We start from the raw sequence: 13,221 nt of genomic DNA, 5'->3' as shown, positions 1-13,221 counted from the left end.
ATAATTAAAATGAGACAGATACTATTAATTGAAGACGAGCTAATTGTGGCATTGGATATTAGAAAATCCTTAGAAAAAGGTGGTGAGAATAAAGTGGTTTCTGCTCGTAATTATGTTGAAGCTAAAACGGCTTTTTTAAATACTGATTTTAATATCGTGGTTTGTGATGTTAATTTGAATGACAGTAAAGATGGTATTGAGATTATTGAAGAATTAATGCAGTTTAAACAAGTTCCTGTTGTCTATTTAACGGCTTACGATAATTCAGAGATAATAAATAGAGCCAAAAAAACCGTTCCATATGCGTATTTGTTGAAACCGTTTAACGAAATACAATTACAAATGACAATAGATCTAGCCGATTTAAATTTCAGAAAAATAGATGAAGGTCATATTATTAATGAAGAAAATTTACATAAACTGGACGAACTAACGAAACGAGAAAAGGAAATTTTATTAATTGTTGCTACAGGAAAAACAAGTAGAGAAATTGGTGAATGCTTAAATATCTCTCAACATACAGTAGATAAACATAAGAAGAATATTAAGAAAAAACTTAATTTAAGAACAATTGGTGAATTGGTTAATTTCACCATGACAACACATGTAGATTATGTTTATCAGACGTAGTTATTCACGTCTTCTAGAAGGGTGTGCAGGAGAAAATGTTTTTGTAGAATCTCCGATTAATATTTGTAATTCTTCCATTTCTGCCTTAGTAATATCACGATATTCACCAACTGGCATATCACATTTTATGTTCATAATACGAACACGTTTTAAGGTTTCCACTTCGTAAGTTAGATACTCACACATTCTACGAATTTGTCTGTTTAATCCTTGAGTTAGAATAATTCTAAATTCGTAAGTTCCTAATTTTTCAACTTTACATTTTTTAGTAACCCTATCTAGAATAGGTACGCCATTAGACATACGTTCAATAAACGTCTGCGAAATAGGTTTATCTACAGTTACTATATATTCTTTTTCGTGATTATTGCTAGCACGTAAAATTTTGTTTACAATATCACCATCGTCAGTAAGCAGAATTAAACCTTCACTAGGTTTGTCTAAACGACCAATAGGAAAAATACGTTTCGGATAATTTATGTAATCAATAATATTATCTTTTTCAACACGACTATCTGTAGTACAAACAATGCCTACAGGTTTGTTAAACGCTAAATACACAAATTCTTTTCTCGTGTTTACTACAGACTTACCATCTACAGCAACGACATCTCTACTACTTACTTTGGTGCCCATTTCTGGAACCACGTCGTTAATAGTTACACGACCAGCTTCAATAAGTTTATCTGCTGCACGACGCGAGCAATATCCTACCTCACTTAAATATTTGTTGATTCGTTTTAATTCCTCTTCCATGTCGCAAAGATACGATAAGTTTAGTTTTCTAAGAAGTCGTAAATGTGATCTCTTACAGAAGCATCGTTTAAAGAATGACCTAAGCCTTCTGTAGAAATTAAAGTGCTGTTTTTAAATCCGTTATTTATAAGGAGTGCATCATTATAAGGAATAATAGTATCAAGTTTGTCGTGAATAATGAGTCCTTTTGTTTTTACACTATTTAAAATTTGGGCAGTAGAAAACGTATTAGGGAGAACTCCAAATCGTTTAAGAATGGTTTTGTTTAACTGAAGGGAAATGCGATTATTGTAGCCTAGCATATGCACATACCTACTTATAATATCTTTAAATTCTGAAGGCGCTCCTAAAAGAATGAGTTTCTCTAAACTTTGAGTTTGATATTTATTCTGAAAGACTGTGGCTGCCATACCTCCAACAGAATGAGCAATAATGATCTGAGGTTTAAATCGTTTCGCTACTACATTTATATATTCAGCATAAAGTAGTGCATTAAATTCTTTACTTCCTGAGCGGCCATGTGCTGGTGCGTCTAAAGCCACAACAGAATATCCTTTTTTTATTAAATCTAAAATTAGAGGTTTCCAACGGTGTGAGTTGCTTTCCCAACCATGAGCTAAGAGAATTGTATCTTTTGTACCCAACCAACGATAGGTCATTATTGGAGTATTGTCGTAAGAAAGCTCTTCGTTAAATGCGGTATCTAAAAAATCGATTTGCCATTCTAAAATACGACCTTTTCTGGGCTTAGTAAATAAATTTAAAGCTTTGTTGGCTGCATAAGGTTTCGAAATGTAACTTAATAGGTTAAGATAATTTCCAACAGATTTTATTAAAAGGGTTTTCATGCATCTTCCCTGTTTACGTGATCCGGAGAAAAGGCAGGTGTGCAAATGGCAATATATTCACAAGGATCTTCAAATGGATTTGAATATTGTACTCGTGTGTTTTTTTCAATTTTAATGGATTGACCAGCTTCTAAAATCACAATTTCATCATCAATAATAAATTGTTTTTTACCTTTTATTATAAATGTGAATTCATCAAATTCTGGCGTTTGAAAAGGTTCACTCCATCCGGCAGGAGCAACCATATGTGCTAGGCTAATCTCAGAATCACCAGTAGTTGCATTTCCAAAATGTTCTTGTATAACCTTACCATCTGTAGTTGGTACGATAAACGGATTTGTAATAAGCGTGTACTTTTTCATGTGCTATTATTTTAATGGTTTTCTTTTAATCATTCCTCCTTTTAAATCTTTTACAACACCCATGATAATAAATGCATTTCTGTCTATTTTATCAATTTCAGTTTCAAATTTTGCCAATTCTAAACGGGTTACTATAGTATAAATAATGTCCTTTTCCTGAACACCTCCTTCTTGGTTATAGCCACCTTTACCAGTGTAAATAGTACACGCACGTCTTAATTTTTCGGTAACCATAATTCTAATTTCTTCATGTTTCTCTGAAATTATAGTTACACCAACGTATTCTTCAACGCCATCTACAACGAAATCAACTGTTTTAGCGGCAGACATATAAGTAAGTATAGCGTATAAAGCTGTTTCAATGGAAAGAATATAGGCTCCGAAAGAGAAAATAACTATGTTTATTAAAAGTAAAACATCTCCAATAGTCATAGATAATTTACGACCAATAAAGAGCGCCAAAACCTCGGTTCCGTCAATTACGCTGCCTCCTCTCATGGCCATTCCGATTCCGAGACCTAAGAAAAAACCACCAAATACAGAGATTAATAATTTGTCGTCTGTTATAGTTGGATAGTCTACATAATGCACTACAAGAGCTAAAAATGCAATTGCTATTATGCTTTTTAAAGCAAATTTTAAATTGAAGGTTCTTGCACCTAATATTAAAAAAGGTAAGTTTACTATAATTAACAAGTAACTAAGCGGGATGTTCGTTAAGTTGTTAATTAGTAGTGAAATTCCTGTTGCTCCTCCATCTATAAAACGGTTAGGAAGTAAAAATCCTTTTAAACCAAACCCTGCAGAAACTACACCAATTGCAATAAACGCAAACTCTTTAATGGCATGACTAAGTTCTACTTGAAGCGTTCTTACAATAGGAACAACTTGTTTTAGACTTACAGGTGTTGCTTTATCATTTGTCTCAAGTTTTTTTCGAGCAATTGAAACAAGCAGTTTAGAGACAAATGAAATCATAAATTTTTAGAGGTTACCAGTTTAAAAAATAATATTTGATTTTTGCAGTATCAGGGATCTGAGATGCTTCAATTTTTAAAGACATATCGAATCTTAAATTTGAAGGTAATTCTTTTTTATCTATAGTGAATGACGCGTTTAATTCGTTAACCGAAACTACTATCGAACTAATTAAATTATCGATACTAGATATTTTATAATTATCCTGAATATCTTTAAATGTACTTAAAATAGAAATATTTTTATCTGATTTAAAACGGGGATCGAAAATTTGAACGGTATGTATAACAGATGTCGAATCCATAACCGTTTTAGGTGAAAGTGTTAATAATTTATTTCCTCCTTTTTCAAAAATTTCAATTTCGTTAATGCTAACTGTCGATTTTCCTCCAGGAACAAATTTTACAATTGAATCATTTTCAAATACGGTTTCTAAATCTTTAACTTGAGTTGTCGATGTTAGGTTTCCTATACTGTTATTTGTAATTAAATAATTATCGGTTTTGTTAGCACAGCTAACGCATAAAAGTAGCACAACAACCAAGTTTAATATATTTTTTTTCATTTTAAGAATATCTAAATTTTAATGTTTTTTTTGAGGTTGTGAAAGTAGCTATTTTTTCATCACTTTAGTTAATATTCCGAAGACACTTCTAATAAAAGTCGCACTTGTTAATACTTTTATTATAGGATTCATCGCTGTGCTTTTACGTCGTGTTGGTGCTTTCTGCGAACTTTGTTTTTGGTGCTCGGCTTCAATTTCAGCACGTTCAATTTTCTTGTTTAATAGTTCGTAAGCACTTTCTCTATCAATGGTTTCATTATATTTTTTAACCATTTTAGATTTTGAAATTAATTCAGATAATTCAGTATCGGTTAAAATATCCATTCTGCTCATAGGTGCACGCAACATGGTTGCTGCTAAAGGTGTTGGTCGTCCTTTTTCATCTAAAGCAGATATTAATGCTTCTCCTGTTCCTAGATTTGTTAGTACCGTTTCAGTGTCATAATATTCTGAATCTGGATAATTCTGAGCCGTAAGTTTTATGGCCTTTCTGTCTTTTGCAGTAAATGCACGTAATGCATGTTGAATTTTTAATCCTAACTGGCCTAATACGGCTTCAGGAACATCGGTTGGGTTTTGCGTTACAAAATAAATTCCCACTCCTTTACTACGAATAAGCTTTACAATACTTTCAATCTGATTTAAAAGTGCTTTAGATGCTTCGTTAAAAATAAGGTGGGCTTCGTCTATAAAGATTACTAATTCTGGTCTTCCGCTATCGCCTTGTTCAGGGAATGTAGTATAAATTTCTGCAAGTAAGCTCAACATAAAAGTTGAAAATAATTTTGGTCTATCTTGAATATCTGTAAGTCGAAGAATATTAATATAACCGCGACCTTCGTTATCAATTCTCATTAAATCTTGAACATCGAAAGAGGTCTCTCCAAAGAATAAATCTGCACCTTGTTGTTCTAGTTCTACAACTTTTCTTAAAATGGCACCAGTAGAAGCTGTCGATATTCTTCCGTAGGCTTCTTGGAATTCGTCTTTACCTTCTTGAGTAGCGTATTGTAGTATTTTTTTAAAATCTTTTAAATCTAAAAGAGGCAATTTGTTGTCGTCGCAATATTTGAAAATGACAGAGACTATTCCTGATTGTGTATCTGTTAAATCTAAAATTCGGGATAATAAAATAGGTCCAAATTCACTAACTGTAGCACGCATACGTACACCATCTTGGTCCGAAAGTGTAAGTACATCTACCGGGAAACCTTTAGTAGTGTAAGGAAGTCCGATTTTTTCATGGCGTTTTTCAATAAAACTATTATTGACTCCTGGTTGGGCTAAGCCGCTTAAATCACCTTTTATATCCATAAGCAAGACAGGAATACCTTTTTCAGAAAGGTTTTCTGCCATAACCTGTAATGTTTTTGTCTTTCCGGTTCCGGTTGCACCAGCAATTAAGCCATGTCTGTTTAACGTTTTTAGAGGGATTTTTACATAGGCATTTTTTATAGGTTGCTCATTTAATATGGCAGAACCCATAGTAATGTACTCGCCTTTAAACGTATTTCCTTCTGTTATCTCTTTAAAAAAAGCGTCGTTGTTAGTCATGATTCTTAATTTTTTTATAAAAATAGTAATCTTGAGCCAATAGGCTTTAAATCTTTTCAACATTTTATATGCAAACATAAATCAGTAAACTATCTTTGCACCTTATGAAGAAAGAGATTCAAGAGTTGGTTAACAAAGGCGAGATGTTGCCTTTAATGGAAGAATTTTACACAATACAAGGTGAAGGATTTCATAAAGGAACAGCAGCCTATTTTATTAGAGTAGGAGGTTGCGATGTAGGTTGCCATTGGTGCGATGTTAAAGAAAGTTGGGATGCAGAGTTGCATCCGCCAACCGAAACTTATAAAATTGTTGAAAAAGCAGCACTACATAGTAATACTATAGTGGTTACAGGTGGAGAACCATTAACTTGGGACATGACGGCTTTAACTTCACAATTAAAAGCTAAAGGTTTACAGGTGCATATTGAAACTTCTGGTGCATACCCGTTAACAGGAACATGGGATTGGATTTGTTTATCGCCTAAGAAAATGAAATTGCCAACAGCCGAAGTGTCTGCAAAAGCACATGAGTTAAAAGTAATTATTTTTAATCGCGATGATTTTAAATTTGCTGAAGAGCAAGCCGCTTTGGTTAATGACGATTGTATTTTATATATGCAACCAGAATGGAGTAAGCGTGATAAAATGATTCCTGAAATTGTAGAGTATGTTATGGCAAACCCAAGATGGAAAGTGTCCTTGCAAACACATAAATATCTGAACATTCCTTAAAATATATAGAAAGCATTAATTTCTAAAACGTAAAAAAGCCCGCTTTACAGCGGGCTTTTTATATTCAATATTTTAATCTAGTTGTTAAAAGGAATTGCAACACGAGTGGTGTCCCAAGCTAAATACATAGTTCCTTGATCGTTGTAAGCTATAGAAAATGCTTCAATAGGTTCTGCTTCAATAGAAACTATAGCGTTAACTCGTGCAACATCTTGGTCTGGATCGTAAGTGTAAGCGCCCCAAGTGTTTAAATTTTTGTTTAAAATCATAGTCCACGTTTTTTCTCCAGGAATAGCGAATAAAGAGTATGTTCCTGCTTTAACAGGAGTGTCTCCAAAAGTTGTGTCTTCATAAAACGTAATTTCTGCAGCTTCATTGGCTCCCATTCTCCATACTTTTCCTAAAGGTACTAGGTCGTATAAGTTACGATTGTTTAATTGAGGGCGACTATAAACAACTTTCATTGTTTTGTCAGAATTTTTATAGCTAGTAGGGAAAGCAGCAGCATCCATTGGGCTTTTGTCTAATTTGCTAAAATCTTGTGCATGCATTTCTGTATTAAAGCTAAATGCTGCTAATAGGCATATTGCCGATACGCTAAGTAATTTCATAATGTCGTGTTTAGTGATGAATATTAATTTTTATATGGTAAAGGTCGCTATTTTAGAGTAAAGTTTACAGTTTTTGAATATTGTAAGTGATATTACGAGTAAGGCTTTCATGTTTAGTGTAAAATGTATTTATTTGTTACATATTGTAATCAATTATTGATTTATGGTTTTATTATGCAAATGATATCTTCATATTTGCTTCAGAATTAAAATAAAAAGAATTAAAATATATAGATTATGTGTGGAATTGTATGTGCATTCGATTTGAAACAAAAGGCGGATGATTTAAGACCTCAGATTTTAGAAATGTCGAAAAAAATCCGTCACCGTGGACCAGACTGGAGTGGGATTTTTAGTAACGACAAAGCTATTATGGCGCACGAACGTTTGGCTATCGTAGATCCAGCTTCTGGAAAACAACCTTTATTTAGCCCTGATGGTACATTGGTGCTTGCAGCAAACGGAGAAATATACAATCACCGTGAACTTCGTAAGCAATTTGCAGGGAAATATGATTTTCAAACTGAATCTGATTGTGAAGTTATCTTAGCATTATACAAAGAAAAAGGAGCTGATTTTATTGATGAAATGAACGGAATCTTTGGTTTTGCAATTTACGATGTAGAAAAAGACGAGTATTTCGTTGCACGTGACCATATGGGAATTATTCCTTTATATATAGGATGGGATCAAAATGGAACATTTTACGTGGCTTCAGAATTAAAAGCTTTAGAAGGTCAATGTACTAAAATCGAATTATTTCCTCCAGGACATCACATGTCAAGTAAAGATGGGAAATTCGTAAAATGGTACAATAGAGAATGGACTGAATATGATGCTGTAAAAGATAATGAAACAAGCATCAAAGAGATTAAAGATGCTTTAGAAGCTGCTGTTCACAGACAATTAATGTCTGATGTACCTTACGGAGTTTTACTTTCGGGAGGATTAGATTCTTCAGTAACTTCTGCAATTGCTAAAAAATATGCTCAAAAACGTATTGAAAGTGATGATGAGTCTGATGCTTGGTATCCGCAATTACATAGTTTTTCTGTTGGGTTAGAGGGGTCACCAGATTTAGCAGCTGCTCGTGTTGTTGCAGATCATATTAAAACGATTCACCACGAAATTAAATTTACAATTCAGGAAGGTTTAGATGCTATTAAAGATGTAGTTTATAACCTAGAAACATACGATGTGACAACCATTCGTGCAAGTACACCAATGTACTTAATGGCTAGAGTAATCAAGTCAATGGGAATTAAAATGGTATTATCTGGTGAGGGAGCCGACGAATTATTTGGAGGTTATTTATACTTTCATAAAGCGCCTAATGCTAGAGAATTTCACGAAGAAACAGTCCGTAAATTAAGTAAACTTCACATGTACGATTGTTTACGTGCAAACAAAAGCTTAGCAGCTTGGGGAATTGAAGGCCGTGTACCATTCTTAGATAAAGAATTTATGGATGTCGCGATGAGAATCAACCCACAAGATAAAATGATTAACGGAGAACGTATGGAAAAATGGGTAGTTCGTAAGGCATTCGAAGATATGATTCCTGAAAGTGTTGCTTGGAGACAAAAAGAGCAATTTAGTGACGGTGTTGGATATAGCTGGATTGATACGCTTAAAGAAGTTGTTGCTTCAGAAGTATCGGACGAGCAATTAGCAAATGCTAAATATAAATTCCCGTTACAAACACCTACAAGTAAAGAAGAATTCTATTACCGTTCAATTTTTGCTGAACATTTCCCTAGTGATGCAGCTGCATTATGTGTGCCTCAAGAAGCTAGTGTAGCGTGTAGTACAAAAATCGCTTTAGAATGGGATGAAGCATTTAAGAACATGAACGACCCAAGTGGTAGAGCTGTTGCAAATGTGCATTCAGATGCATATGGAAAGGCAAAATAGTCCGTTTTATAATATAATTTAGAGTTTTAAAAACCTCAAAATCTCAATTATTAGAGATTTAGAGGTTTTTGTGTTTTTAACACGGTGTTAAAATTTGTTTAAATCTTATTTAAGGTGATTTTAAGTCGTTTTAAGAAGGTTTTTGAAAACTGGATAATGTTCGTGTTTTTGCGTGTAATGGCGTTAAATACTTTTTAAACCGCTGAGTTATTAGTATATTTGTTAGTATTCAAAATGATGCACTTGTGTCATTTTTTTTATGCCATAAATAGAATTAAAACGTATTCAAAATAATGAGCGAGAAAAGAGAAGAATTTAATAAGGATAATTATTCCGCAGATAGTATCCAGGCCCTTGAGGGAATGGAGCATGTGCGTATGCGTCCTTCTATGTACATTGGAGATGTAGGAACAAGAGGTCTTCACCACTTGGTTTATGAGGTTGTAGATAACTCTATAGATGAAGCTTTAGCTGGTCATTGTGACAATATTAGTGTTACTATAAATGAAGATAACTCGATTACTACTGAAGATGATGGTCGTGGGATCCCTGTAGATTTACATAAAAAAGAAGGTGTATCTGCTCTTGAAGTTGTAATGACTAAAATTGGTGCAGGTGGTAAATTCGATAAAGATTCTTACAAGGTTTCTGGAGGTCTTCACGGTGTTGGTGTAAGTTGTGTTAACGCATTGTCTGAGCATTTAAAAGCCACTGTTTATAGAAAAGGCGAAGTTTGGGAGCAAGAATATGAAAGAGGTAAAGCAATATATCCTGTAAAGAAAGTTGGTGAAACAGATAAAAGAGGTACAGTTGTAACTTTTAAACCAGACCCAACAATTTTTAAACAAACGTTAGAGTATAGTTATGATACTTTAGCAAGTAGATTGCGTGAATTAGCGTATCTAAATAAAGGGATTACAATTCATTTAATTGATAAGCGTTTCAAAAAAGATGATGGTGAATTTGAAGGTGAAACGTTTCATTCTGATGAAGGATTAAAAGAATTTGTAAAGTTCTTAGATGCAAATCGTGAGCCAATCATTACAGAAGTTATCGCTTTTGAAGGTGAGAAAAATGATATTCCTGTTGAAGTTGCGATGATTTATAACACATCGTATTCTGAAAATTTACATTCGTATGTAAACAACATTAATACGCATGAAGGAGGTACACACCTTTCTGGTTTCAGACGTGGTTTAACACATACGTTAAAGAAATACGCAGATAGTTCTGGGTTAACAGATAAATTGAAGTTCGAAATTTCTGGAGATGATTTCCGTGAAGGTTTAACAGCAATTATTTCTGTAAAAGTTCAAGAGCCACAATTTGAAGGTCAGACAAAAACAAAATTAGGTAACAGAGAAGTTTCTGCTTCAGTAAGTCAAGCGGTTTCAGAAATGTTAACCGATTATTTAGAAGAGCATCCAGACGATGCTAAAATTATTGTTCAAAAAGTAATTTTAGCAGCACAAGCACGTCACGCAGCACAAAAAGCGCGTGAGATGGTTCAGCGTAAAACAGTAATGAGTATTGGTGGTTTGCCTGGAAAATTAAGTGACTGTTCTGAACAAGATCCTTCTAAATGCGAAGTTTTCCTTGTCGAGGGAGATTCGGCAGGTGGAACGGCTAAGCAAGGTCGTGACCGTGCGTTTCAAGCGATTTTACCTTTACGTGGTAAAATTCTTAACGTGGAAAAAGCCATGAAACATAAGGTTTTTGAAAACGAAGAAATTAGAAATATCTTTACTGCTTTAGGTGTTACCATTGGTACCGAAGAAGATAGTAAAGCACTTAACCTTTCAAAATTACGTTATCATAAGGTCGTAATTATGTGTGATGCCGATATCGATGGTAGCCACATTGCAACCTTAATCCTTACATTCTTCTTCAGATATATGAAGGAACTTATTGAGAACGGTCATATTTTTATAGCAACACCACCTTTATATTTAGTTAAAAAAGGAGCTAAAAAAGAATATGCTTGGAGTGATGCAGAACGCGATAAATTAGTAACCGAATTTGGAGGTGCAGCGATTCAGCGTTATAAAGGTCTTGGAGAGATGAATGCTTCACAACTTTGGGATACAACAATGAATCCTGAATTTAGAACATTAAGACAGGTAAATATTGATAATGGTGGAGAAGCAGATCGTATTTTCTCTATGTTAATGGGAGATGAGGTTCCGCCACGTCGTGAGTTTATAGAAAAGAATGCAGTTTACGCAAAAATTGATGCGTAAGTAATAGTTTATACTAATAAAAATGCCGCTTAAATTTAAGCGGCATTTTTTTTTGCATTTTTTTAATATTAAAGGAGGCCAAGACTTACACCTGGTGTATTTACATGTATTTGGGTGTTAATAGTGCTTGGTTGCGGCTGCCTTCTATAATTAGTATCATATCTATAGTAGTAAAAACTAGCATGGCTATAATAATGATCGCTATGTTGGCAATGGTTATCGCAGTGTTGGTAATGCTTAACATAAGCATCTTTTTTACCTTTTAAGTAAGCTTTATAAGCTTTTTTATCTTTTCTTTTTAAGTCTTTTTTGTAAGTTTTTTGTGCTTTCCAAAATGCTTTTTCTTCTGCTTTGGTTTTGGTTGTAAACTGTTGTTCGTATTGAGCATCTTCTAAAGCTCTTTTTTCGTAGTAGGATTTTTTATCAATGTTGGTTTTGTTTTCAATTTGCGCATCTTGCGCTTGTATGGTTAAACTGAAACAAATAGCTAGTGTAAATAATGATGTTTTAAATATAGACATAATCATAAATTTTAAGGTTAATAATAGGGACTGGCTCCTTCTTATTATTAAGACACTTAAAATGTAATTTACCCTATATTGTTTTCTTTTAAAATAAGAAATAAAAAAAGGACACTTTAATAGTGTCCTCGTTTTTTTAATAATGTTTTGAATTTTATTTTTTTGATAAATATACCGATGAGGCAGCGGCTAAACTATTGTTAATATCAGGTGTGATGTTTCCTCCAGAGCCAATATTATTAAAAGCTAAAATTCTTCCACCTCCGTTTCCGGCTTCAGCGATATATACAGTTTGTGTTGCAGCATCATATGCTACATCTACAGGGTTTCCTAAAAGTGTAGCAGATCCTGCAACTCTAATTTGTTGAGCTAATGCTAAAGTTGCACCGTTTTCTACGTTATTAAATTTACTTGTAAACCCTTCAATGATATGAAAACCACCATCGTCTTGAGTGTTTGTGGCATCAGCAATATCAGTTAAAACCATAACATCTGCAGCAGCATCATAAGTTAAACCATGAGTTCTAACAATACCTTCTATAGCAATTCTTTTTGATGCACTTACTGTTGCATCTCCTGTGTTGCTTAAAAAATCTGTATAAACTGCAAGTTCATTGGTTGCATCTACTACGGCGTATAAGTCGTCTCCATCAAAAGTAATTCCCCATAATTTAAAATCGGTAGTAATTGTATTTCTTAATGTAAATGAGTTTCCGCTTTTTGTATAGATAAATAATTTACCATCTGGAGTTTCATTATTACCATCGACATCAGCATTATCTGCTACAACATAAGTGTTACCATTAACAGCTAATTCTCTTGGGCTAGACATATCGCTACTTCCAGAAATGTCAATAGTTACAGAAGTATTTGTCATTGAGTTAGAAATACTAGTAAAACCTTCAAGGTTTAATCCAGAACGTGAAGCTTGTATCGCAGCATCAGAGCTACTATCATAATAAATACCATCAGCCATTGTAGAAGCCGTAAGTAATGTTTTTGATGTGATGTTTGTAAGGTCGCTAACATCGTAACTTGTAATATTCCCGTCAGAGTTGTTAGAGGTATAAATTATTGTTGCACTTGTTGCTCCGGCGCTGTTGTTATCATCATCGTCATCGCTACAAGAAAAGGTAACTAATGATGCTAAAATAATACTTGCTAAAATTGATTGTGATTTAAATAATTTCATAATTTTTAAGGTTTTTAATTTTTTAAGATTTTTTTGTTGTTGAAGCATACTTACGAAGTTTTTGGGTTAGCGGTTTTATTTTTTTAAATATTTTTATTTAAAAAAGATAAAACTTAATATTTGGGGTCTTATTAGCCTTTAGATGTTTATTTTCCACCATTGGCTTTTAGGTCGGCTAGGCACTGACTGTCTAGCTGCGAGGCACTGCTCATGTTTAGCATGTTGGAAAGATTTGCTCCACTTTCTGTAGCCTAATACATTAAACAATTTTCATCGTTGCAATGTTTAGGTATATTTTATTTCAAGTAAATTATTG

13 protein-coding genes are annotated in these 13,221 nt (G+C 33.6%); 4 read left to right on the top strand and 9 right to left on the bottom strand.

The features are described from left to right. The first annotated feature begins 9 nt into the window (after positions 1–9). Positions 10–630 carry a response regulator gene (locus tag R6X41_RS02655; RefSeq protein ID WP_318497128.1) on the top strand — a complete coding sequence of 207 codons (621 nt, stop codon included), beginning with the start codon at positions 10–12 and terminating at the stop codon, positions 628–630. Here the strand turns inward: R6X41_RS02655 and rluF are convergent, their stop codons facing one another. Genes rluF through R6X41_RS02625 form a run of 6 tightly spaced genes read right to left on the bottom strand, consistent with a single transcriptional unit; the run spans position 631 to position 5,693 of the window. Next, positions 631–1,386: a 23S rRNA pseudouridine(2604) synthase RluF gene (gene rluF / locus R6X41_RS02650; protein ID WP_318497126.1), complete on the bottom strand. Its 756-nt coding sequence runs from the start codon at positions 1,384–1,386 to the stop codon at positions 631–633. Positions 1,387–1,406: 20 nt separating this feature from the next. Next, positions 1,407–2,234, bottom strand: a complete 828-nt coding sequence (locus R6X41_RS02645) for an alpha/beta hydrolase (RefSeq protein ID WP_318497124.1) — start codon at positions 2,232–2,234, stop codon at positions 1,407–1,409. Then, positions 2,231–2,596 (bottom strand): cupin domain-containing protein, encoded by a 366-nt coding sequence (locus tag R6X41_RS02640; RefSeq protein WP_318497122.1) that lies wholly within the window; start codon positions 2,594–2,596, stop codon positions 2,231–2,233. Before R6X41_RS02640 ends, R6X41_RS02645 begins: the two co-directional genes overlap by 4 nt. Before the next feature lie 6 nt (positions 2,597–2,602). Next, the gene (locus tag R6X41_RS02635) at positions 2,603–3,574 is read right to left on the bottom strand and encodes a YitT family protein (protein WP_318497120.1); all 972 of its coding nucleotides are present in this window, start codon (positions 3,572–3,574) and stop codon (positions 2,603–2,605) included. Positions 3,575–3,587: 13 nt separating this feature from the next. Next, positions 3,588–4,139 carry a hypothetical protein gene (locus R6X41_RS02630; RefSeq protein ID WP_318497118.1) on the bottom strand — a complete coding sequence of 184 codons (552 nt, stop codon included), beginning with the start codon at positions 4,137–4,139 and terminating at the stop codon, positions 3,588–3,590. A 48-nt stretch (positions 4,140–4,187) separates the two neighbouring features. Further along, positions 4,188–5,693 (bottom strand): helicase HerA-like domain-containing protein, encoded by a 1,506-nt coding sequence (locus R6X41_RS02625; RefSeq protein ID WP_318497117.1) that lies wholly within the window; start codon positions 5,691–5,693, stop codon positions 4,188–4,190. 104 nt (positions 5,694–5,797) lie between these two features. Between R6X41_RS02625 and R6X41_RS02620 the strand changes: the two genes are divergently transcribed. Then, positions 5,798–6,427: a 7-carboxy-7-deazaguanine synthase QueE gene (locus R6X41_RS02620; protein ID WP_318497115.1), complete on the top strand. Its 630-nt coding sequence runs from the start codon at positions 5,798–5,800 to the stop codon at positions 6,425–6,427. 77 nt (positions 6,428–6,504) lie between these two features. On the opposite strand, the gene R6X41_RS02615 is transcribed toward R6X41_RS02620, so the two are convergent. Beyond that, positions 6,505–7,038 carry a DUF2911 domain-containing protein gene (locus R6X41_RS02615; RefSeq protein ID WP_318497113.1) on the bottom strand — a complete coding sequence of 178 codons (534 nt, stop codon included), beginning with the start codon at positions 7,036–7,038 and terminating at the stop codon, positions 6,505–6,507. A gap of 237 nt (positions 7,039–7,275) precedes the next feature. On the opposite strand from R6X41_RS02615, the gene asnB reads away from it, so the two are divergent. Both asnB and gyrB read left to right on the top strand, forming a co-directional pair. Continuing rightward, the gene (gene asnB / locus R6X41_RS02610) at positions 7,276–8,952 is read left to right on the top strand and encodes an asparagine synthase B (RefSeq protein ID WP_318497111.1); all 1,677 of its coding nucleotides are present in this window, start codon (positions 7,276–7,278) and stop codon (positions 8,950–8,952) included. 293 nt (positions 8,953–9,245) lie between these two features. Then, on the top strand, positions 9,246–11,192 hold the full coding sequence (gyrB, locus tag R6X41_RS02605; protein WP_318497110.1) for a DNA topoisomerase (ATP-hydrolyzing) subunit B: 1,947 nt from the start codon (positions 9,246–9,248) through the stop codon (positions 11,190–11,192). A 68-nt stretch (positions 11,193–11,260) separates the two neighbouring features. Here gyrB and R6X41_RS02600 read toward each other — a convergent pair whose 3' ends face one another. Both R6X41_RS02600 and R6X41_RS02595 read right to left on the bottom strand, forming a co-directional pair. Then, a complete protein-coding gene (locus tag R6X41_RS02600; protein WP_318497109.1) occupies positions 11,261–11,713 on the bottom strand; it encodes a hypothetical protein in 453 nt (150 codons plus the stop codon). Between the two features lie 154 nt (positions 11,714–11,867). Further along, a complete protein-coding gene (locus R6X41_RS02595) occupies positions 11,868–12,905 on the bottom strand; it encodes a hypothetical protein (RefSeq protein WP_318497108.1) in 1,038 nt (345 codons plus the stop codon). Between the last annotated feature and the right edge of the window lie 316 nt (positions 12,906–13,221).

This window comes from Formosa sejongensis, assembly GCF_033447105.1.
In the GTDB taxonomy this organism is placed as follows: Bacteria; Bacteroidota; Bacteroidia; order Flavobacteriales; family Flavobacteriaceae; genus Formosa.
The sequence above is the reverse complement of the archived record's forward strand: the minus strand, read 5'-3'. Positions and strand labels throughout refer to the sequence as shown.